The sequence below is a fragment of the Paenibacillus sp. BGI2013 genome, from assembly GCF_002843485.1.
GTDB classification, from domain to species: domain Bacteria; phylum Bacillota; class Bacilli; order Paenibacillales; family Paenibacillaceae; genus Paenibacillus; species Paenibacillus amylolyticus.
Genome location: NZ_PJFA01000003.1, coordinates 492,584 through 515,883 on the forward strand (window position 1 = coordinate 492,584; position 23,300 = coordinate 515,883).

At 45.9% G+C, this 23,300-nt stretch carries 19 protein-coding genes; 12 read left to right on the forward strand and 7 right to left on the reverse strand.

Annotated features, from left to right (window positions below; translation table 11 throughout):
* Positions 1-8 precede the first annotated feature (8 nt).
* The 4 genes from gyrA to CXK86_RS09630 all read left to right on the forward strand — a co-directional run bounded on the left by gyrA (position 9) and on the right by CXK86_RS09630 (position 5,370).
* Positions 9-2,471, forward strand: coding sequence for a DNA gyrase subunit A (gyrA, locus tag CXK86_RS09615; protein ID WP_047843513.1), 2,463 nt, complete (start codon positions 9-11; stop codon positions 2,469-2,471).
* Positions 2,472-2,699: 228 nt separating this feature from the next.
* Positions 2,700-3,140 carry a MarR family winged helix-turn-helix transcriptional regulator gene (locus tag CXK86_RS09620; protein ID WP_036613306.1) on the forward strand — a complete coding sequence of 147 codons (441 nt, stop codon included), beginning with the start codon at positions 2,700-2,702 and terminating at the stop codon, positions 3,138-3,140.
* A 275-nt stretch (positions 3,141-3,415) separates the two neighbouring features.
* The gene (locus CXK86_RS09625) at positions 3,416-3,862 is read left to right on the forward strand and encodes a MarR family winged helix-turn-helix transcriptional regulator (RefSeq protein WP_036613308.1); all 447 of its coding nucleotides are present in this window, start codon (positions 3,416-3,418) and stop codon (positions 3,860-3,862) included.
* A complete protein-coding gene (locus CXK86_RS09630) occupies positions 3,859-5,370 on the forward strand; it encodes a DHA2 family efflux MFS transporter permease subunit (RefSeq protein WP_100527271.1) in 1,512 nt (503 codons plus the stop codon). Before CXK86_RS09625 ends, CXK86_RS09630 begins: the two co-directional genes overlap by 4 nt.
* A 106-nt stretch (positions 5,371-5,476) precedes the next feature.
* Here the strand turns inward: CXK86_RS09630 and CXK86_RS09635 are convergent, their stop codons facing one another.
* The 3 genes from CXK86_RS09635 to CXK86_RS09645 all read right to left on the reverse strand — a co-directional run bounded on the left by CXK86_RS09635 (position 5,477) and on the right by CXK86_RS09645 (position 7,611).
* Positions 5,477-5,821, reverse strand: a complete 345-nt coding sequence (locus tag CXK86_RS09635; protein WP_036613313.1) for an MGMT family protein — start codon at positions 5,819-5,821, stop codon at positions 5,477-5,479.
* 192 nt (positions 5,822-6,013) lie between these two features.
* Positions 6,014-6,745, reverse strand: coding sequence for an RluA family pseudouridine synthase (locus CXK86_RS09640; protein WP_101313639.1), 732 nt, complete (start codon positions 6,743-6,745; stop codon positions 6,014-6,016).
* Between the two features lie 2 nt (positions 6,746-6,747).
* Entirely contained in the window at positions 6,748-7,611 is an 864-nt protein-coding gene (locus CXK86_RS09645; RefSeq protein ID WP_017687801.1) for a class I SAM-dependent methyltransferase, read from the reverse strand.
* Between the two features lie 226 nt (positions 7,612-7,837).
* Here CXK86_RS09645 and CXK86_RS09650 point away from each other — a divergent pair, with 226 nt between their 5' ends.
* Genes CXK86_RS09650 through CXK86_RS09660 form a run of 3 tightly spaced genes read left to right on the forward strand, consistent with a single transcriptional unit; the run spans position 7,838 to position 9,721 of the window.
* Complete coding sequence (locus CXK86_RS09650; RefSeq protein WP_017687802.1) at positions 7,838-8,290, forward strand: flavodoxin; 453 nt, start codon at positions 7,838-7,840, stop codon at positions 8,288-8,290.
* 5 nt (positions 8,291-8,295) lie between these two features.
* Positions 8,296-9,102, forward strand: a complete 807-nt coding sequence (locus tag CXK86_RS09655) for a hypothetical protein (RefSeq protein WP_101313640.1) — start codon at positions 8,296-8,298, stop codon at positions 9,100-9,102.
* A 52-nt stretch (positions 9,103-9,154) separates the two neighbouring features.
* Positions 9,155-9,721 carry a nitroreductase family protein gene (locus tag CXK86_RS09660; protein ID WP_101313641.1) on the forward strand — a complete coding sequence of 189 codons (567 nt, stop codon included), beginning with the start codon at positions 9,155-9,157 and terminating at the stop codon, positions 9,719-9,721.
* Positions 9,722-9,742: 21 nt separating this feature from the next.
* Here CXK86_RS09660 and CXK86_RS09665 read toward each other — a convergent pair whose 3' ends face one another.
* On the reverse strand, positions 9,743-11,200 hold the full coding sequence (locus CXK86_RS09665) for a 4-hydroxyphenylacetate 3-hydroxylase family protein (protein ID WP_101313642.1): 1,458 nt from the start codon (positions 11,198-11,200) through the stop codon (positions 9,743-9,745).
* Between the two features lie 202 nt (positions 11,201-11,402).
* The gene (locus CXK86_RS09670) at positions 11,403-11,555 is read right to left on the reverse strand and encodes a DUF1540 domain-containing protein (protein ID WP_074095586.1); all 153 of its coding nucleotides are present in this window, start codon (positions 11,553-11,555) and stop codon (positions 11,403-11,405) included.
* Positions 11,556-12,117: 562 nt separating this feature from the next.
* Here CXK86_RS09670 and CXK86_RS09675 point away from each other — a divergent pair.
* On the forward strand, positions 12,118-12,930 hold the full coding sequence (locus tag CXK86_RS09675; protein WP_101313643.1) for an AAA family ATPase: 813 nt from the start codon (positions 12,118-12,120) through the stop codon (positions 12,928-12,930).
* 95 nt (positions 12,931-13,025) lie between these two features.
* On the opposite strand, the gene CXK86_RS09680 is transcribed toward CXK86_RS09675, so the two are convergent.
* Both CXK86_RS09680 and CXK86_RS09685 read right to left on the reverse strand, forming a co-directional pair.
* Positions 13,026-14,492, reverse strand: coding sequence for a HAMP domain-containing sensor histidine kinase (locus CXK86_RS09680; protein ID WP_101313644.1), 1,467 nt, complete (start codon positions 14,490-14,492; stop codon positions 13,026-13,028).
* Positions 14,477-15,163, reverse strand: coding sequence for a response regulator transcription factor (locus tag CXK86_RS09685; protein ID WP_036672909.1), 687 nt, complete (start codon positions 15,161-15,163; stop codon positions 14,477-14,479). Before CXK86_RS09685 ends, CXK86_RS09680 begins: the two co-directional genes overlap by 16 nt.
* Before the next feature lie 192 nt (positions 15,164-15,355).
* On the opposite strand from CXK86_RS09685, the gene CXK86_RS09690 reads away from it, so the two are divergent.
* The 4 genes from CXK86_RS09690 to CXK86_RS09705 all read left to right on the forward strand — a co-directional run bounded on the left by CXK86_RS09690 (position 15,356) and on the right by CXK86_RS09705 (position 23,249).
* A complete protein-coding gene (locus tag CXK86_RS09690) occupies positions 15,356-16,072 on the forward strand; it encodes a YceI family protein (RefSeq protein WP_101313645.1) in 717 nt (238 codons plus the stop codon).
* Positions 16,073-16,329: 257 nt separating this feature from the next.
* Complete coding sequence (locus tag CXK86_RS09695) at positions 16,330-20,706, forward strand: glycosyl hydrolase 53 family protein (protein WP_101313646.1); 4,377 nt, start codon at positions 16,330-16,332, stop codon at positions 20,704-20,706.
* 453 nt (positions 20,707-21,159) lie between these two features.
* On the forward strand, positions 21,160-22,203 hold the full coding sequence (locus CXK86_RS09700; protein ID WP_101313647.1) for an SPFH domain-containing protein: 1,044 nt from the start codon (positions 21,160-21,162) through the stop codon (positions 22,201-22,203).
* Between the two features lie 71 nt (positions 22,204-22,274).
* Complete coding sequence (locus tag CXK86_RS09705) at positions 22,275-23,249, forward strand: diacylglycerol kinase catalytic domain-containing protein (protein WP_101313681.1); 975 nt, start codon at positions 22,275-22,277, stop codon at positions 23,247-23,249.
* Positions 23,250-23,300 lie beyond the last annotated feature (51 nt).

The window sequence follows — 23,300 nt, forward strand, 5'->3', positions numbered from 1 at the left end:
TGCTTGGAATGAGTCCATCAGAACAATTTATGCCGGCCTTTCTCGAAGAGGTCGTTGGGGACCGTTTCGGTCGCTACTCCAAATATATTATTCAGGATCGAGCCATTCCGGATGTCCGGGATGGGTTGAAGCCAGTACAACGGCGTATTTTATACGCCATGTACGATTCAGGTAATACGCCTGACAAGACTTACCGCAAGTCTGCCAAAACCGTTGGGGACGTAATGGGTAATTATCATCCACATGGTGACTCCTCCATCTATGAGGGCATGGTGCGGATGGCTCAGCCATGGAAAATGGGCCATATGCTCGTGGACGGTCATGGTAACTGGGGATCACAGGATGATGACCCGGCAGCGGCGATGCGGTATACGGAGGCCCGTTTGTCGCCCATCGCGATGGAGATGCTTCGCGATATCGAGAAACGGACGGTTCTGTTTAAGGATAATTTTGATAATACGGCCAAAGAACCGGTTGTATTGCCATCCCGTTATCCGAACTTGCTGGTTAATGGTGTCAGCGGTATTTCCTCCGGATTTGCAACGGAGATTCCTCCACACAATTTGCGTGAAGTCATTGATGCTTCGATCGCTGTGATGGAGAAACCGTCGATTGAGCTGGACGAAATCATGATGTTTATGAAGGGTCCTGACTTTCCAACAGGCGGATTGATTATGGGCGGTGACGGCATTCTGGATGCCTATCGCACAGGTAAGGGACGGATCTATATCCGGTCCAAAACCGAGATTGAAAACATGCGCGGTGGCAAACAGCAGATCGTCATTACCGAAATTCCTTATCAGGTCGTGAAATCTCGTCTGGTTACAGCGATGGAGAACATCCGACTTGAGAAGAAGGTTGAAGGTATTGCCGAAGTGCGTGATGAGAGCGGACGTGAAGGTCTGCGAATCGTGGTTGAGTTGAAAAAAGAAGCGGACGCACAAGGTATTTTGGCTTATTTGCTGAAGAAAACCGACCTGCAGGTCACCTATAATTTCAATATGGTTGCGATTGTGAATAAAGCACCTCATCAATTAGGATTGAAATCGATTCTCGAGGCTTACATTGCCCATCAGCGGGAGGTTGTAACATTCCGTACCCGGTTTGAGCTGGAGAAGGCGCAAGACCGTGCGCATGTGCTCGAGGGCTTGGTAAAAGCACTTAACATCCTTGATGAGGTCATTGCGGCCATCAAAGCGTCGAAGAACCGTCAAGATGCCCAAAACAACCTGATGTGGATGTTTGGATTCACGGAACGCCAAGCGGATTCCATCCTTACGTTGCAATTGTACCGTTTGACGAATCTGGAGATCAATTCTCTGGAGAAGGAACTCGGTGAACTGATGAAAAAGATTGCACAATTACAATCCATTCTGGATAGTGACCGCAAGCTCATCGGAGTCATCCGCAAGGAATTGATGGAGATTCGTGAGAAATACGGCATAGACCGTCGTTCTGCGATCCAGGGTGAAGTGGAAGAACTTAAGGTTAATCTCGAAGTACTTGTGAATGCGGAAGATGTATTTGTTACGTTATCCAAAGAGGGATATGTGAAACGTACAGGCATGCAGTCCTTTACACGTTCTGGTGGTGAACGGAGCGGAAGTGGTGTGAAAGACGGCGATTATATCGCTCAGGTTCTGGAAGTAAATACGCTTGAGAACTTGCTTGTCTTTACGAGGAAAGGTCAGTACTTCCTGTTACCTGTTCACCAGGTACCTGAATTCAAGTGGAAAGATCCAGGCACAGCCATTGTGAATGTCATTCCCCTTGCGAAAGATGACCGTATTGCAAGTGTGCTTGCTGTGAAATCCTTTGAAGAGCCAAATCACAGTCTGGTCTTCGTTACACGAAGAGGACAGGTGAAACGAACGGAGCTGAAGGATTACGTTACCAAACGTTCCGGTGCAGTTGCGGCATGTAAAGTGGGCAAGGACGATGAAGTGTTATCTGTACATCTAAGTACAGGTGGTCAAGATATTATGTTGATTACAAAAGAAGCCATGGCGATTCGTTTCCGAGAGGATGAGGTTAATCCAATGGGACGTGTATCCGGTGGTGTTCGTGGTATTCAGTTAAGAGATACAGATGAAGTTGTATCGGCTCTATGGGTAGAAGGAGATGAAGGTGAAGTTGCCGTGTTGTCCGATCTGGGATATGGTAAACGATCATTACTTCTGGATTACGCTATACAGAGTCGTGGAGGCAAGGGGCTTGCCACATTCGAGTTCAAAGAAGGCAAACGTGTGAAACCGAATGGTAGCCGTATTGTTGGAGCGTTCTATTGCAAAGAGCAACGTAAGATCACTGTAATGACCAAAGAAGGCCAAGTGTTCCCGATCTCTTCGGAAGGTGTTCCGATTACAGAGCGCAAACATATTGGCAAGCTGATCGTTCATGTGGACAAACAGGACGAGATCGTTGAACTTCTAAGGGACTTCAATGAGAATCAACCAGCATCATCTTCATAAAAACAAACAAACGAGACTTTTCGCAGAACAGCTAATCCTGTCATGCGAGAAGTCTTTTTTTGTTGTTCGAAGGCGGATTAGAAGAGGGCATTCATGCAAAGTTTAACAACCTTCGTCGATTACGGTCGATCGCTAGGAAATTGAAAAAAGGCAGCAGGAATGCGGCTTTGGAGCGCGAAAACTTAAGCAGGTGAAGTGATAACCGGTTGCAGAGAGGAGCGATGGAAGATGTATAATTCCGATTTTGCCAAGTGCTGGTCCAGGTTGACCAAAGATTATAAATTGCATATGGATCAAGAGCTGGCACCCTCATTAACGGAGGCTCAGCTGGCTGTACTGGAGGTACTTGAAGACCATCAGAAGATGAAACCTTCGGATCTGATTCCTTATCTGTCGACTACACCAGCTGCTGTAACCATGCTGCTCGATCGAATGGAGAAGAATGATCTGATTCGCAGGAATCGGGATAATCAGGATCGACGTATTGTGTGGGTATCTCTGTCAGAGAAAGGAAGAATGGAGACAGAGCGGGGAATCACCATCCGTAATGAATTCATGAACTCTGTTCTCAGTAACATTTCGATGCACAATCAACAATTGCTGGTATATCTGTTAGGCAAAATGACAACACCCAAAACCAAAGAGCCTGCCTTATCTACTTCGGTATGATACCATGCTGATTCTTCTGAATAACCATAGGAGTGCCTGCTCGTTTCATGCAGGAGCCCTATGGTTATTTTATTTACAAATTACATATGCTACACACGGTGTCCAGGTTAGTTGGGTAAAGGCATGGCTGTAGCACAGTTAGTATGTCCTAATATTATTTTTGTGAATTCATATGTAAAGAGTTGACTATGTAAATATTTTTGTTATAATAAATAATTGTTCCCCTGATATTTCGTGTACGAAATATTATATTCCAAAAGTAAAAGGGTGAAACAATGACTGATACGTATGAAGTATTCTATATTATTAATTCGTTCCGCCAAGTGAATCAAATGCTTTTTCGAGCATTTTGGAATGAAAACAAGGAGATCGAGCTGACTTCGATCCAGTTTATGGTGTTATCCATTCTGAGGGAGCGTCCTTCCATTGGCATCAACGAAGTGGCTGAGCTATGCCATATGGGCAGCAGTTCCATGAGCGCTGTTGTGGAGCGGCTCGTCAAAGGCGAGTATATCGTTCGGACACGTTCGGATGCTGACCGCCGATCCGTTAAGCTTCAGATTACGGATAAAGGGGAACAGGCCCAACAGGAAACGCACCATTTGTGGATGGAAAGAGTATCACCCATTCTGGACATATCGAAGGAAGACCTTGAGCACCTACTTAGAATTCATAGTCAAATGATTGAAAAGTTAGAAGGAAGAGAGATGAACAACATATGAGTACGACTACTGCTGCAGCTCCATCCTCAGCGATGGACAACATCAAGAAAGGCCCAATTGTAGCGGCATTGTTAATTGGTGCCTTTGTGGCATTCCTGAACCAAACCCTGATGAACGTAGCGCTTCCTAAAATCATGGAAGACCTCGCGATCAATGCAAACAAAGCCCAATGGTTAACTACGGGTTACATGCTTGTGAACGGTGTACTGATTCCGATTACGGCATATCTGATTGCCAAATTTTCAACACGTCAAATTTTTATTACAGCCATGACTCTCTTTACCATAGGTACATTAGTCTGTGGTCTTAGTCCAACCTTCACCATTCTGATGGTAGGTCGTGTCATTCAAGCGGCAGGTGCAGGTATCCTGATGCCTCTGATGACCGTTGTATTCCTGACCATCTTCCCGATTGAGAAACGCGGTCAGGCCATGGGAACCATGGGGATTGCGATGATTCTGGCTCCTGCGATTGGGCCTACACTTTCAGGTTATGTGGTTGAGCATTATTCCTGGAGATTGTTGTTCTACATCATCTTGCCATTCTCTATTATTGCAACGGCAATTGGTATTGCTTTTGTCAAAAACGTAACACGTCAGTCCAGACCTAAACTGGATTATCCAGGCGTTATTTTATCTACACTTGGTTTTGGTAGTTTGCTCTACGGATTCAGTGATGCGGGTACCGATGGATGGGGCAGTGCAATTGTCATTGGATGTCTCGTCGTAGGTGCGATATCCCTGATTCTATTCGTTATTCGTCAACTGACAACAGATCATCCGCTCCTTGAGTTCCGTATTTTCAAGTACAACATGTATACATTAACAACGATTATCAATATGCTCGTGACCATGGCGATGTTTGCAGGTATGATTCTGCTTCCTATTTTCCTGCAAAACATTCGTGGATTCTCACCGATTGAATCAGGACTTCTGATGATGCCCGGTGCGATATTGATGGGGATTATGTCCCCAATTACAGGTCGCATATTTGATAAAGTGGGCGCACGCTGGCTTTCGGTTGCAGGTCTTGCCATTACGGCAATTACAACTTTTGGACTGAGTCGTCTGGCAATCGATACTACCTACGGCTACATGATGTTTATCTACACGGCTCGTATGTTCGGTATGTCGATGCTGATGATGCCTATCCAGACAGCAGGTCTGAATCAATTGCCTCAACGTCTGAACGCGCATGGTACAGCGATGTCCAATACATTGCGTACAGTTGCCGGTGCGATCGGTACAGCCATTCTGGTTACTATCATGAGTAGTAAGCTCAAAACACATCTGGCGGATGCAGTGGCTGCTGGCCAAGTTGACCCTAATAATAAGACAGCGATGTTAGCAGCTACAGCAGATGCAACGATTTACGGCGTTAACTATGCATTCATCGTGGCTACCGGAATGACCGTGGTTGCTTTGATCATGGCGTTCTTTATTCGGAAAACAAAACCAGCTGTTGAGCCTGTTACTGTAGAACAGGAAAAAGCAACGGCTACAGCATAACGAATATCAGATAAAACCAAAAAGAGAACTCTAGCAGTCGAAGGGGTAACCCTAACTGCCTGAGTTCTCTTTTTTTGGTGTGCGCGATAGGAGGAGAGTACTTTTATTATTCGGGCTGGATCGTTGGATCGATAAGAAATACAGGATCGGGCTCATGACCGAACTGTTTGAGATTAATGGTTCCGTTCAGTTGAAACTCCACACCTTCGCTAATCAGTTCTGTTTCCTGCATCATGCGCGAGTGTTCGTCCGGTATGGAGATTTCTCCTTTTGCATTGACGACACGGTGCCAGGGCAGACGTTCCTTGCGGCTCATCGAGTGCAGAATACGTACGACTTGTCTCGCGGCTCTTGGACTTCCAGCATGTGCTGCAATCTGACCGTAAGTCATCACTTTACCTTCAGGAATCGCCGCGATGATCGCAACGACTTGTTTGGTAAACGGGGTCATCATGATGTCTCCTCTCTGTATTTTAGGTATATAGCTGAAAACATGAAAAAACGTGTCGTTCAGATACAGAATCTGAACGACACGTTGTATGGACAGATGTAACCTGATCCTGTGCACTTATAGAGGTTGTTCGATAATACCGCTTCTGATCCCATCGTATCGGTACTGAAAACCAGTCTTTTGAACACGTACTTATTGAGGTTGTCCAAAAGCTTTTTGGTACACGGCAGCGGGCCATTCTGCCCAGGGGAATTCTCTTGCAGGCAAAGATTGCAGAATAACTTCTTCCTTAGTAACTGGATGAGGAAAAGCAGCAATCGCCGACCATAGAGCAATCTGTTGCCCGGGTTTATTCACGCTTGCGCCGTACTTCTGATCCCCGTACAGAGGGCAGCCGATTTCTTTCATTTGCACTCGAATCTGATGAGATCTGCCGGTGTGCAGTTCGATATGGACGAGGCTGTAACGGTCTGTCTCGCCGATAACACGGTAATCCAGAACGGCATCCTTACCGCCAGCCGTACCTTTAGGTACAACAGTAACGGTATTTGTACGTGTATCTTTCAGGAGCGTGTGTTTTAACGTTCCCTGCTGTGCAGGTAACTTGCCATGTACAACAGCCGCATATATTTTACGGAAATGACGTCCCCGCACAGTCTCGGACAATCTCGAAGCTGCTTTAGAAGTCTTGGCAAAAATCATTGCCCCTCCAACAGGACGATCAAGTCGGTGTACTAACCCGAGATAAACATTGCCAGGTTTGTTGTATCGTTCTTTCAGATCCTGCTTCAGCAATGTAAGCAAATCCGGATCACCTGATGAATCTTCCTGGGTAGGTACATTGACCGGCTTCGTAATGCCTAACAGATGGTTGTCTTCAAACAGAATCGGAATCGCATCGTGGTCATGCCGATGTTCTGACATGATTAAGACTCCCAACGGCCCAGAATACCACAAGGCAGATCAAGACCACTACGTGTGATCGGCAGACCAATTTCACCTGCAGTAATGTCACCACCGTACTGAGCAGACATCGTCATGGTCAACATGTTGCGCAGAACCGTAGAGGAAATGCCCGTAGTGTAGGAGTTAACCAGCATGAATAATGGATTATCCGACAAGATCGTCATACATGACTTCAGGAAAGGATATAGGTTCTCTTCCAGTTTCCATGTCTCTCCATTAGGGCCACGGCCATATGAAGGAGGGTCCATAATAATGGCGTCGTAACGATTTCCGCGACGTTGTTCCCGTTGTACAAATTTGAATACATCATCTGTAATAAAACGAACAGGGCGATCAGCCAGTCCGGATAATTGAACATTTTCCTTGGCCCATTGAACCATGCCTTTAGCTGCATCCACATGCACAACAGAAGCGCCTGCGTAAGCTGCGGCTACCGTTGCTCCGCCTGTATAGGCAAACAGGTTCAAGACAGAAATAGGGCGTCCTGCATTGGAGATTTTATCCATCATCCAGCTCCAGTTAGCAGCTTGTTCAGGGAACAGGCCAGTGTGCTTAAAGCTGGTAGGTTTAATGTGGAATTTCAGGTTTTCGTATCCGATCGTCCAGCGCTCGGGAATGGGCTTTTTCATATCCCAGTTACCGCCACCGGAAGAACTGCGATGATAGTGACCATGCACCTGACGCCATTCATTGGTTTCTTGCTCAAGGGGCCAGATAATCTGTGGATCGGGTCTGCGTAAAATCACATCTCCCCAACGCTCCAGTTTCTCGCCGCCTCCTGTGTCGATTACTTCATAGTCCTTCCAATTCTTAGCTACGTACATAATGATTTATCCATCCTTCAAAAGTCATTTGGATACTATTGTACAACAAAAAAGGGCTTGGACGCCAGTTGGGGGACGGGAGTGCACCATATACTGAAAAACAAAGATAACCAAAAATTTAATTTGACAATGATAATCATTATCACATATGATTTTGTTAATCAAAAATTCATTCTTTCTTCATAGAGAGAATATAACATGATCAAATAAAGTGAGGGAAAAATAGATGGCTAAATTGTTAGTGGCTTATGCGAGCATGACAGGAAATACAGAAGAAATTGCAGAACTGATTGTGGAAGGAATTACACAGGGAGGCCACGAGGCAGACCTGAAATCCGTAACGGATTGTAATGCATCTGATGTATTGGACTATGACGGATTCATGATCGGTGTGTACACCTGGGGAGACGGGGAGTTGCCAGATGAATTCCTTGATTTCTATGAGGAGCTGGATGAGCTTGACCTGAGTGGTAAGAGAGCTGCGGTGTTTGGTAGTGGTGACACCTCGTATGAGCAGTTCTGCGGTGCAGTTGATCTGGCGGCTGCCAAGCTGCAGGAGCGTGGGGCGGAGGTATCTCCAGAGATGTTGAAAATTGAGTATAGTCCGCTTGAGCAGGAGAAAGAAACATGCCGTGACTTTGGCAAACGCTTCGCTGCTGCCGGATTACAGGTGTCCTAAAGATCATGTTAAGACATAATGTTCAGGCAGCGATGGCAGTCGGAAGGAATGATCTTCCTGGACGTCTGCTTGAAGATTACAGATTGGAAGAAATGCTGCGCAGCCCACATCGATTCATCCGCCCTGAACCAGTGTCTGAGCAGCGTCTTCCACTGCAATGGAGGCACCGTGTACAATATGCGGTGAGCCATGCGGTCAATGCTTTTTACAGTCTCGACCCCGATGTTCGCAAAGAGGTACCCGTACAGTATTTACTTGAGAAGTGGTGGCCCAGAAAGACGGATGGTTTCGAATCTGTTCTCCATTACTGGGATGTGAAGAACAAGATTACGGATGAATTGTCACTCGCCATTGCAATGAACGATGATTTGAAGCATCCAGCCATTCTTTTTGAACAGTGGAGAACGGAGTTACCTGCATTATCCATGCATTTATCGATGATATTTCAGGCGGCCTGGCAACCAGAAGGCTGGGATTCGCTGCTTATTCAGAAATATATGGTTGTCCATGATCCAAACGTAGTTGAGGCGTTTCAGCATATGGTCAGTGCATTCTGCTGGGAAGCCTTCGGAAAATTACCGGGTATGATCGAGATATACTGCTTGTTGGAAGGACGCAAAATCAGGTACATCCCTGGACGCCAGTCTCTGATACGTTCCATGGACTACATTCGCTTGATACGTGACAGCATGCCGCAAGCAGAAGTGGTGGAGTCAGAACAGTTTACGACGCGTGATAAAGCTCGCATCCATGAAGAGGTAGATCGCTGGAGAACGGAAGCTATTGAACCGAAGAAAACATGGTTAATGTGAAGACAGTTGAAGGATAACGATATATCATGCAGATAGAGGAGGGGAAGTTGCCATGTCTACCGGTCTAAGTCAAGATATAAGGAGCAGCAAGAGACGTGCAGGAACTTGCGAATTCAGTCCGTTGCCAGTACCCCAGTCGGTTATACGAAAGTTGCTTGATGAAGCTGATCCTTCATTATATGTAATGAGTTCAGAACCTTGGAGGTTTATGTTGTTTGCAGGCGAAGGACGACAGCTTTATCTGGAAGCGGTCAGACAGAGCTATCCACCCCACCTAGCTGATCGCTACGGCGATTGGGCTACATATCAATACACGGAAGCGATTCCTACCCATCTGGTTGTCGTGGCGCCTAGAAATGCCCGTGAGGATGATCTTCTGCCGGCCAAAGCCTGGAGCAAACGCTTTAGTATTCTGGCTGCGGAACAGGGATTGAATGCGGTCTGGAAGATCAATGATTATCAACAACATCCTGTGTTTATGAATTTGATGGGTTTGACAAGTGAAGAGAAGGTGCTGGGGGTATTCCATATCGGTTACGGAGACCAGCCTGCATTGCGGGATATGGATGCAAGCAGACCGGCCTCTGAACTGATGACGGTATATGACCATCTGGTCTAAAAAAATGATTCATTAGTTCTCTTATTTGCTGGTGTTGAATAGAAAATCACGAACGAGCTGACGATTCGTCTGATCTTTGTTGTAGACGGAGAACAACCGATTGGATACGGTAAGGACATTGCCAAAAAAGAATCGTTCGAATTGGGTCTGTCTGCCCCCGAATGAACCAGATCCAAGCTCCCAGATTAGGCGGAACAGAGCGTTGCGTTCGTGAGAAGCCATATCGTTCCCTTTCAGATATATATTCAGTGAAGGAGCGATATCGGATTGAAACTCTTCTTCCTGAGGGATCATAATTACCCCGCTCGAACCCAAGAGTTGCAGAATTTCAATCATCTCAGGATAAAGTTTCGGAAAGAGGAGATTGGCTGCCATCAATGGTTTGGGTGCAGGTAATACAAATCCTCTTCCGTCTGGTATTGCACCTGCCTCCGCGGCCAAAGCTAATGCTTTTAACGATTCAAGACCTGCGAACACACGTGCAGTTTTCTCTATAACATGTGCTTCCGTATTCAGATCCAGCGTATCCGTGAGAAGCTGGATTGTACCGAGAACAAATTCCGTCTTGGCAATATAACGACACAATACCTGATGACCAGCGTGAATATGAAAGTTGCTACCACTGAAGAGACGCGAGGACATTTCCTCACTTCCTGCAAAAAATATCCGTTCATGCGGAACGAGCACCCGGTCAAAGATGACGATATTGTCCATTTCTTCATACCTGGAGCTCAGCGGATAGTTAGCGTGAGATTCGGCCGCGTAGGTATCCCTGCATACCAGACTGATACCCGGAAGATCATTGGGGACAGCAAAAGAGAATGCAAATGGATTTTCGTCATCAAATGGGGCGGGAGAAGGTGACGGATAGACAAAAATCTCATCCGAAGTGGCAGCTTGTGTAGCCATCATGAATGCTCCGCTAATAATGAGACCTTCCTCGGTGCGATCCACGACCTTTGCGGCAATAGCATCTTCAGTAGCATCCAATTGCCCTGAGATTTTGCTGGCATATGGCTGAATGAAGGCATGGGATAGTGTGATATCATGATCACGGCAGTACGCATAATAATTTTTGAGATTTTCTGCATATTGGGGAGATAGTTCGTTCAGGAGATCGGCACCTGTGTAAAAGGACATTATGGCTGTATTCATGTAATCGGGTGAGCGACCAAGAAAGCCGTGATGCACATTTGCCCAGATATTCATCCCTTCCCGTCGTTTACGGAGGTCGTCGGCACTGGTTGGAGGCAGGAAGGATATGCCCACAGGTTTGCCGTCTGCCGGGGAGGCATACGTCATCGTTTCTGCAAATTTAGGATCAGATTGCAGATCATACATGTACATCTGAGTCTCCATCAAACCAGCAAATGCTACATGTTCAGAGCGTTTTCCAGTAATAAGGTTACCTTTGTACCAGCAAGGGACGGACTGTGCATCAATTCGTTCGCGATACTGTGTGCCACTTTTAACAGGCATTGTTATTCACCTCTTGGTTCTAATCGTTCATGGGCATACTGACTTCTTACGTAGTGTACGTAGGTCATCTGTCCAATGTGCATTGAAGAGGTGAGAAGGATTTTTACAGAATAGGGCTTGATAATAATTATCATTCTTGTTACAATAGACAAAGAAAAAAGGAACCGGTAAGGGCTCCTTTAAGTGGATCAATTGAAATTACTTATTTTACTTCAAAAGTCTTGCAGTCTGTTTCAGCAGACTGACTTGCTTCTTTGGAACTGTGACTCACAATGTAGATCGAAGAAGCGTTACATTTGTTCTCTTGAGCCCAGTGACGACAGGAATTAACTTCACACAATACGTCTTTTGCCATGATTGTTAACCTCACTTTAATTGGATTACAGTCGTTGGTATAAAGAATCCGGATATAACAAGTTGCCGCTTGTTAATCTGGAAAATTTTTGCTCTCGTGAAATTCGGAGGGCTTTTTTGCGTTATACACAACGATGCACACTTAGAATAGCAAATTTTATTGAAGCTTGCAACCAAATGCCCCCATCTGTGGCAAAATAGTGGACGTGCTGTGGTTATATTTGCAAAAAGGCAGTAGTATGTTATTATTTAATAGTAATAATTACGATTAAAAGTCTAATTGATTCTATATAAATTGAACTAAACATTTACACGAAAACGGAGAGGACAGAAAGAACCTGAAGGAGCGGAGCTAAAAGCTTTTGGAAAAAAAGCTGCATCGGAAGCATATACTTCGCCTTTATCCCTGGATTTCCCCTCTAGGAATTTAATCAAAAAATCTGGGGATAACAGCGATCGGAAGGTTGTTCTGTCATCGAAGTGGTCAGTGTAAATATTCATTAGTTCAACTTATATAACTTGAATCATGGACTGAAACCATAAATGAAGGAGCATGTGTATACATGAGCAAAATAAACCATATGAACCGGATTCCCCGCGCGAAAGGGATCGATATGGCTGCTTTTTACACGCCGAAAGAGTGTAGACGCAAAGCCCAGCATATTGTATTTTCCGCTGAAAATGAACGCATCATTAATGAATTTGTCACCATCCTGGGCATGAAAGAAAAGTTCAGAGAGCATGATGTATCAATCCCCAACAAAATGGTCATGTTCGGGCCTCCCGGTACGGGAAAAACATTAACGGCATCACATCTGGCGGAGCGCCTTGATCTGCCATTGGTTCTTGTGAGATTAGATGCGATCATTCATAGCCATCTTGGGGAGACGGGGAGTAACGTACGTAAGTTATTCGAATATGCACGAATGAATCCCTGTGTGTTATTTCTGGATGAATTTGATGCCATAGGCCGGACACGTGAGAGCAATGATGAAGTGAAAGAGATGGCTCGTGTCGTCAATACGTTGTTGCAATGTCTGGACGAATTCGATGGGGACAGTATTCTGGTGGCTGCGACGAATCTGGAAACCCAGCTGGATCACGCCATCTGGCGGCGGTTTGATACGAAGATGACCTACGGTATGCCTGATGATTCGAGTCGCAAATTGTATATCAGCAAATTGGTAGGGGCATTTGAACAGGAGACTCGGCTGGAAGATTACATATGTGAACGCTTGACTGGGTGCAGTTATGCGGATATAGAGCAGATCGTTCTGAAAGCAAAGCGGAAAGCAATCATTGCCAGTAGTGCACTTCATAAGCAACTGATCTCGGATGCTTACGATGAATACAGACCACGTTTATTAGAGTGTTGATTGCTTCTATTCTGGATAAAGCAACAAGGAACACGTTGAACTAGCCCAGTCTCCTGAATGGAGTTCTGGGCTAGTTGTCATGTTAGCGAGGTGCTTTATACTTTAACGGCTGCTCCGTATGCTTTTTCTGTATTCATGGCTTCTTGTGTTGCAGTCCAGCGTGGCAGGCTTAATCTGAACATGCTGCCTTCCGGGCTGCTGGAGACAAGTGTCAGTTCACCGCCCTGTTCCTGAGCGAGTAGGCGGCTATATGTTAATCCTAGACCCAGGCCGCGGTTACGACGTTTTTTGAGTTCTCCACGATAGAACCGTTCGAAGATTTTGGGTTGTTCTTCGGCTGCGATGCCTGTGCCGTGGTCCTTAACATCAACGTAAAGCATCTGTTCTTCTGTACTTAGATAAATATCGAAGACAGCCTTCTGTTCAGGAGCTGTGGCATGAAGTGCGTTATTAAGCAAATTGACAATGATCTGCTGAATGCGGAGAGCATCCCCCATGGTAAAAAAGTTAATTGGAGGTGCGTGCAGCTGAACCTCTGGCATTTTGTCTTCATACGCAATCTTCCACTGATAGATGATCTCACCGACCAACAGTTTCAGATCCGTCCGTTCCTTGCGAACGGCAACACTTCCTGCAGCCATGGCGTTATAGTCAAGCAAATCTGCGACCATTCGCTCCATGCGTTCAGATTCCTTCAAAGCGATATCCAAAAATTCTTTACCTTCCTGTGGACTCACAACATCGTCACGTACTGCCATAACGAGCCCCTTGATGGAAGTTACCGGTGTCTTGAGTTCATGACTTACCCCTGCCAGCGAAAGTGTACGCCATTCTTCAAGTTGTTGGAGACGAGTGGCCATATCGCGAAATGAATTTACAAGTTCATTGATCTCACGTTCTCGTGTATTCAAGTCAAGACTCACATCATAATTGCCACCTCGAATCTGTTCAGCGGCATAGGCGACCTGACGAATCGGTCTGGATAACTTTTTGGACAGGAGATAGATTGTAAACCATCCACAGAGGATTAGTCCTCCGAGGATTAGAGCCACGAGCCATATCGTCTCTGGACCAAATGTAATGGATTGTTTGGACTGCATGACCCACACTTTGCCCAAGGTTTGATCGCCCTCGGATATGTTGACCGTTACACCTGCATATTTGTTGTTTCGCGGTTCAAGATAGTCGTCTGACAGTCGATAATGCACATCTTTTTGCTCCATTTTAGGCTGGGAAAAGATCAATTGATTGTTATTGTCCAAGATCATGACACAAAAATAATGATCTGTGTTGAATAGTTTCTCTCGCTTGGTTACCAGTCTGTCCAGATCGGGTGGAACTCGAAGCATATTATTCTCACTGGTCACTCGATCGGCAATCTCCAGACCAAGCAGTTCTGCGGTTTTGAGGCTTTTCTCAATGGAAGTTGTTCGAATCCAGTAGAGTGCCCCTGCCGCAATAATCGTGAAACCAATGCACAAAATGAGAAAATATCGCAGTGTCCAGTGTGACAGAATGGATATCGTTCGTTTGGGTTTCTTCTGTTTCAGTTGGCGATCCAAAATTGATACCCCATTCCTCGCAACGTCCGAATTTCTCCCGTCTCTGGCGACCAGTGGGAGAGGGCTTGACGTAGTCGTTTAATCGATAGATCCACAGCACGATCACTGCCATCATAGTCCATCCCCCATACCTGTTCAATAAGATGATCTCTGGTAAATGTACGATTCGGATAATCGGACAGGAAGAACAGTAACGACAGGTCACGAGGTGTGAGTGCAACCTCTGCACCGTTCAGCAGCACCTGCTTGGCAGCAAGATCAATGACGAGATTTCCAAAGGAACGCTTCTCTTTGCCACCTGAGGTCCAATGTGGATTACGGCGCAACACCGCATTAACTCTGGCGACCACTTCTTCCGGTACAAAAGGTTTGCTCATATAATCGTCAGCACCGGCATTTAGTCCGTTGAGACGGTCTGAAATGTCATCTAGTGCAGTTAGCATGATCACGGGACAAGCACTTTTTTCACGAATAATCCGCAGCAGATCCCATCCGTCCATTCCTGGCAGCATCACATCAAGTAATACAAGGGAAGGCGTTACGGTATCAAAAAGGGTAAGTGCAGTCGGTCCATCTGCTGCATGATGAACTTCAAATTCTGCTTTTCTCAGATAAGCAGCCAATACTCGTGCAATAGCTTGCTCATCCTCGACGATAAGTATGGATTTCAAAAAAAGCGTTCTCCTTTCGCTTTGTAAACTTGTACTGATTTTACATGAGCCAGAGCATAAAGCCAATCCTGTATTACGGATTTCAAAAAAATATGTGACTTGTCTTATCTTGACTTCTTCCTGACACATTCAATTGATATGATTCACTCCAAGAAGCAACCTAAACAATCATGTACTGGAGGAAACATAGAGATGAACAAGAAAGCAAAAGCATGGCTTATTACAGGTGTAGCGGCGGTTGCCGTAATCGGTGGCGGTGGTTACTATATCACAAACAGTTACTTGGGGAACAACGTGGAGATTGAGCAGGTGCTTCCTGCGAGCACAGCGACTTCCACCACAGCTGTAGATAGCACAGGAACGGTTGTAGCCAATGAAACTGCTGGAGCAGAGCAACTGAACGGAGACTGGAGCATCAGCGAAGGTTCCAAAGTATATTTCTCCGTAACTACATCACAGGAGACCGTTAACTTTGTGGACGAGCAGGTAACAGGCAATTGGACAATTAACGTAGACGATGCTGCTCAGATGAAGGCAGAAGGACAGATCAAGATGGACGGAATTGATTCCGGAAATGGACAGCGTGATGGTCACGTGAAGCAAGCCGATTTCTTCGACGTTGCTACATATCCACAAGCTACATTTACAGCGACTTCATTTGAAGGGGTACCTGCGGAATGGCCTGTCGGTCAAACGGTTGATATCAAAATGAATGGTACCATTACGGTTAAAGGTATTGAAAAAGAAGTAACTTTTGATGCAAAAGCTGCTTATGAGAATAATGCAGTATTGTTGTCGGCAACATCGATGGTAACGTTCGAAGATTTCGGAATGGAAAATCCACACTCCGTTGTGCTCTCGACTGAAAATGATATCCAGGTACAGCTTGAATTGAAACTTACTAAATAAGTGTAACAATGATCATATACCTGAAAATCTGTTCTGTTCTGCCTTACGGTAGACGGACAGATTTTTTGCTTTCTTTTGCAAAATAGCGTGATCGATATAGCTCAAATGTAACTATCACAGGATCATATTGTTAAAATAACTGCTGTTTCCTTTGGATTATGCCGTGTCGCCTATCGCTATTAAGCGCTTACAATGAGGAGGATTCATAACATTCATTGATCCATGCACAATCAAACACAAAAAGGGGGAGATCAAGAGTGAACAAGAGGTACATAAGCGGGTGTCTGGTATTACTGATGCTGTTCTGTGATCTGGGGTTGATGGTTCGTCCAGCGGCTGCAGAAGATGCAAAAGTGAACGTGGCACTTAACAAGGCGGTTTCGGTAAGCACAGAATATTTGGAGCATTGGAGCAAAAAGGAGCACTTGGTTGATGGTAAAAGTGACACGCATTGGGCTGCTAAGGCTGGAGTGACAACGGAACAACCACAGTGGGTGATGATTGATCTGGGTGAAGACTACAATCTGTCCGGAGCGGAGATAACGTGGAGAGAAAACACGGTTGTGAAATATATGGTAGAAACATCTGCTGATCAGCAGGCATGGACCAACGTTGCTGATCAAAATGAAAATGCCGATCCCAAACAGATCGCTGATCTGACGTTTCAGCAGAATGATGTACGATACATCAGACTGAACATCTCCTTTTACAAGGGTGAGGGAGTCTGGCCGGAAATATTGGAGTTCAAAGTGTGGGGAGAAGCAGAAGGAACTGAACCAGCCAATATTAAAGGATATGATGAGATCGAAGTGAGAACGGTGACCAGAAGTGCTCCAATTCTGCCCAACGAGGTAAAGGCACAGTTTCAGAATGAAAAATCGGGAATGGTACCTGTGACTTGGGATCATATCGACCCTATGCAATACGCCTCTGCAGGCGAATTTACGGTAACAGGAGTTGTATATGGTGCGCCTCCAGAGCCTCAGCTTAAAGCTAAGGTGATCGTTGAGGGGTATCGTGCAGACTATGTCAGAGGTGTCGATATTTCCACGTTGACTGCCATTGAGGATAAAGGCGGAAAATACGTGGACAGCAACGGTACAGAGCGTGATTTGCTCGATATTCTCAAGGATCGCGGTGTCAATTATGTGCGTCTTCGTCTGTGGAATGATCCACAGAAATCAGGGGGATACAACGACAAGGAAGATGTCATTCGTTTGGCCAAGCGAGTGAAGCAAAAAGGTATGAAGATCCTGTTGGATTTCCACTACTCGGATGAGTGGGCGCACCCGGGCCAGCAGCTTCGTCCCAAAGCTTGGGAAGGTCTTTCCCCCGAAGAGCTGAAGCAGGCCGTATACAACTATACGTATGAAGTTGTGGGAGAAATGAAAGCTAAGGGCGCTATGCCTGATATGGTGCAGATCGGTAATGAGATCAACAGTGGTGTTCTGAACGGCTTAAGCAGCGACGTGGATTTTAAGCTAAATGTTGCATTGCTGAAAAGCGGAATTGATGCTGTACGTGCAGTAGAAGGGGAGATCACCGATAACGCGGATAAGGTGAAGATTATGATCCATCTGGCTGAAGGTGGCAAGGTGGATACGTTCAAATGGTACTTTAAAGAGTTAAGTGCTGGCGGACTGGAATATGACATTATCGGACTGTCGTATTACCCGTTCTGGCATGGGACGTTTGCGGATGTACAGAAAACGATGAATGAAGTGTCAGTCGAGTTTGGCAAAGATGTCATTATCGCTGAAACGTCCTATCCGTTTTCCTACAAAAACGGGGACGCTCATGGAAATATCATCGGATCGGACGAAGCGCTTCATGTTGGGGGAGCAGACTTCCCAGCAACCGTTCAAGGTCAATATGATGCCATCGCCGGCATTATGGACATGATTGCGAACGTGCCAGGGAATCATGGCGCAGGTTTTTTCTACTGGGAGCCAGCGTGGATTCCGGCGGGTGTAGGCTGGATTGCATCCGAAGGTAATGCATGGGAGAACCAAGCGATGTTTGACTACGATGAATTTCCGGCCAACGGCGGGCATTCGTATGAAGGCAGAGCGTTATGGTCCCTTGATGTTTACAAACGCGGACTGGGTATTCTGCCCGCAGACCGCCAGCAACTGGATGCGGCACTTACACGAGCCAAATCATTGGTACAGACTGATTTTACTCCGGAAAGCTGGGTGACTCTGGCTCCGGCAATCTCGACAGCGAATGATGTGTACCAACAGGCATACACGCCGGGTGGGGTAACTCAATTAGATACAGATGCAGCGACAACAGCATTGGAACGTGTGATGCAGCAGATGCAGGTTATCACCCCGCAGCTTGACGAGCTCAGAGCTAAAATAGCGGAAGCGCGTACGTATCAGCAGGCTGACTGGTCTGCGGCCACTTGGGCGGTATTGACCAAAGCGCTGGAAGGCGCTGATCAGATCTTGAATGATCCAAGAGCAACACAGACGGATGCGAATACAGCGGTTAAACGTTTGCATGATGCCATTCAAGGTCTATCCAATGTGGACAAAACACAACTGCACCAGTACATTCAACAAATGCAGCAGCAGACTAAATCTTCCTATACACGCCGGAGCTGGTCTGTATTGGAACAGTCTTTGCAGGCAGCGATTCAGGTCCGAGATAACAATGCTGTTGTCCAGTCTGAGGTGAATTCAGCACTGAGTACGTTGAAACAAGCCTTTACTAATCTAGTCTCTCTGGAGGCTTTAACAACGGGCAAAACGGCAACGGCTTCAAGTAGTGCAGGGACAGGAGGCAATCAAGCCAACTCTCCTGAAGGTGCAATTGACAACAATCCGAACACTTCATGGGGAACAGACCAGAGTAAGGATAGCTGGTGGCAAGTGGATTTGGGTCAGGTTGCTAACCTCCGTAAAATCGAAATGTCGATGTGGAGTGGCGGCATCAAATATACGATCGAAGTGTCCAACGATAACAAAAATTTTGTGAAAGTAGTGGACACCACAAGTGATGTAGTTGTATCAACCGCACCTAGCCATGTACTTCCAGAAGGCACGGAGGGACGTTACATTCGGGTAACGATTAAAACAGGTCCCACATGGGTAGGATTCATGGAATTTGAAGCATACGGTACGTTCCCAGCGGACAAATCTGCACTGCAAACTACTGTAGATACCGCTGAGAAATTAAAACAAACCGAATACACGACATCAAGCTGGAATGTGTTCAGTAAGGCACTTTCTGAAGCGAAGGCATTCATTCTGGATGTTGAATCTTCAACGCAAGATGTAAGCAATGCGGATCGTGCGTTACAAGATGCTGTGAGTAAGCTTGTACGTCAAGATGTAACACCTGGCCCTGGCCAGCCATCACAACCAAGTGTACCATCACAACCTTTCAACCCGGGAACAGCTCCTTCAACGGGGAATCCGGCTGTAACACCACCGGTTGAACCTGGTAATCCGCCAGTTAAGGGTCTAATAACGGTAAAAGGAACAGCAACCGGGAATGACAGGTATTCGATTCGTCCAGATGTATCTCAATTAACTCAGATACTGCAATCCATGGATGCAGGAAATGGTACGTTGAAACTGCTTGCAGATGTACCCGACACAGCCAAGACAGTCACATTCCAGTTGGCTGCAAGTCAACTGGCGGAATGGATTCGTTCCGAGGAAGTGAAATCCCTGGATGTAGTTGTAGGACAGACTACCGTTCGTGTTCCTCTGAGATCACTCCCTCTAACCATTGCGGAGACTGAGGGAACGTTCGACATCGTAGTAGCAAAAGGATCGACAGATACATTGTCCACATCGCAAAAAGCAACGATCGGTAATCATGCAATTGTTGATGTGAATCTGTTAATGAACAATAAGCCATTGCAATGGACAAACAGAGCAGTTGAAGTTGCTCTATCCAATGTGGAGCAACCTAAGAAGAATGATGCAGTTATGGTTGTACATTCCATATCTCCAAGTGGAGAAATGAAACCTGTTGCGTATTCCAAGTACGATGATAAGACCAAAACGATGGCGTTCAAACCGCTGGAATCCGGCAGTTATGTCATTGCAGAAGTTGAAGTGCCATTACATGATTTGCAAAATCACAATTGGGCAATCCAAGAGGTACAGAACCTCTACGGTAAAGGGATTATTTCGGGGATGAGCGCAACTCGTTTTGCCCCGCAAGGTGAACTGACCAGAGCACAATTTTTGCAAATGATTATTAAAGGTATTGGTGATGCACGCCAGCCGGATCCATCTATTTCAACACCAACGGATGTGAAGGAAGGGCAGTGGTATACCGATTCAGTACGACTTGGAATGGAAATGGAAATAATTCAAGGCCGAGCAGATGGAAGCTTTGGAGCGAATGAACGCATTTCACGAGAAGAAATGGCCGTTATGCTGAACAGAGCACTGAAGGTTGTGCAGCGTGAGGATGCGACCAATTCTGTTCAAGGAAATATGGTGTTTGTAGACAACGCCGAGATCGCCGGATATGCCAAAGAAGCTGTAGCCTCGATGCAACAACTTGGACTGCTAAATGGCATGCCTGATGGCACGTTTGCTCCGAAAGAAACAGCGAACCGTGCACAAGGGGCTGTTGCAGTCGCCAGAATGATGGAACAACTGTATTAGAGATAGTTAGAAAAGTCCGCTTTTGATTACGAAAGGTGCCTAATGGCATCATTAACACGCATGAATAGAAAATAACAAAGCAGGTAAAGAGATCGGATCATAGGATTCGGTCTCTTTATTTTTTGTGAAAAGAGATTATATAAGTTTAACTATTGATTTACACGATAACGGAGAGGACAGAAAAAACTGAAAAAGCGAAGCGTTCGCCTTTATCACCGGATTTTCCCTTTAGAAAAGGGAATCGAAAAAATCTGGGGATAACAGCGATTAGAAGGTTATTCTGTCATCGGAGTGTCAGTGTAAATAATCTTTAGTTCAACTTATATAGAACGGACCCGCTTTCTCTAAATAGGCATATAAACATTTTGTTAATGTCGTATTGACAATATTGAATCCATTTGTTATCATTTCGATAATATCAAAACGACAATATTAAGAAATGGGGAATGAGCCATGTTTGGATTCCGATTTGCGAAATTTCAACCCAGTGAGTATGTCATGAAAGTGAAAAATGGTGAGGTACAACGTCAAGGTGTCGGATTGTCCTTCTATTACTATGAGCCGACCACATCGGTAGTGGTTCTACCCGTATCCTCGGTGGATGTACCGTTCATGTTCGAAGAGATTACGGCGGATTATCAGACGGTTACTGTGCAAGGGCAGCTAAGCTATCGCATTGTGGATTACCTGAAAATAACCCAGAGCCTGAATTACACGTACAATTTGCGCAAAAATCGGTATATCTCCGACGACCCCGGCAAGCTGGATCAACGGGTGATCACCACAGCGAAAGTACTAACCAAGAAACATCTGGAGCAAATGCCGCTGAAAGAAGCTATTCAATCCAGTGAACGGCTGGCAAGCAGCATGAAACGCGAGGTTGTGCAAAGTGAAGAGTTGGAGAAATTGGGCGTTGAGTTGATGAGTCTATCGATACTGGCCATTCTGCCTAATAAAGAGACGATGCGTGCATTGGAAGCACAAGCGCGGGAAGAGATTTTGCGTCAGGCAGATGAAGCGCTCTATGTACGTCGTAATGCCTCGATTGAACAGGAAAGACGAGTGAAAGAGAACGAACTGAACACCGAAATTGCCATAGAGACGAAGAAACAGCAGATTCGTGAGACCCAATTGCAGGCTGAGCGCTCGGTGAAACAGAAACAAAATGAGATGGAGCAGGAGCAGCTTCAGTTCAATACAGCGATGGAGGAACGGAAGCAACAACTGATTGAGTTAACCATTGCTAATCACAATGCCGAGGCAGATGCCAAAGCGTATGAGATTGCTGCCGTGATGAACTCATTGCAAAATGTACAGCCCAATGTACTGCAAGCAATGGCGAATATGGGCATGAATTCTGATAAGCTGATCGCACTCGCGTTCCAGGAACTGGCTGAAAATGCAGGCAAGATTGGGCAACTAAATATCTCGCCGGATCTGTTACAGGGATTAATGTCTCCTACGCCAGGCAGAGATCAGGGAGGTCGAGCGAGATGAGATTAGGAAGAAGAGAGCAAGCAGAGCAGGCAGGGAAATCAGTACGTCAGCAGGCCACGGCAGATGATCGGATGAGTGAACACAAGCTGATTCTGGTGAAACGTCGGACCCGACTGGAAGAGCTGGTGGTTCGATATAACACGGTGCAGCAAGCTCAGTTCTATATTGAACGTCTGGGCGCAGACTTCAGTGATTATATGGAGGAAGACCGTCGTTATAGGCTATCTGTGCAGCAGGCACAGCAGCAACTGGGTCAATTGGGCCGCGTTCAGACGATTGATCGCGAACATGTACCCAATTTTATCTTTGGAGAGCAGGATATCGTGGTCGTGGTTGGACAGGATGGGCTTGTAGCCAACACCCTCAAATACGTAACCGAGCAGCCGCTCATCGGTGTGAATCCGGACCCGATGCGTTGGGATGGCGTGTTATTACCTTTTACCGTGGAAGATCTAAGCTTCATTGTTCCTGATGTCATTCGAAAGCAACGAACCTTGAAAGAAGTCACTCTCGCCAAAGTGGAACTCAATGATGGACAGTATCTATATGGTGTGAATGATCTGTTCATTGGTCGTAAGACACATGTATCGGCTCGTTATGAAGTGCGTTTGGGTTCATCCACAGAACAACAATCTTCTAGTGGCATCATTGTATCCACAGGCATGGGATCGACAGGCTGGTTCAAAAGTGTGCTGGCCGGCGCCACAGGAATTGTAGGGTCGGCTGCATGGCAGAACATGCATTCCGAAGCAGAGGTTGCTACAGCATCGGCATCCAATCATGGAAGCAGGCAGGAGCTGAATCATTTTAACTGGGATGCGCCGTACTTATATTTTTCAGTACGTGAACCTTTTCCGAGCCGAACGACTGCGGCCAATCTGGTGTTTGGGCAGATCCATTCAAAACAACCACTGCACATTGTATCCCAGATGCCAGAGGATGGTGTTATTTTCAGCGATGGGGTCGAGCAGGACTTTCTTGAGTTTAACTCAGGGGTGGAAGCCATCATTGGGTTGGCAGAGAAGAGAGGGCGTCTCGTGGTCTAAAGCTTTATTTTCAAGTCGTTTCCGACTAGAATGGGTAACTAGGTGTGATAC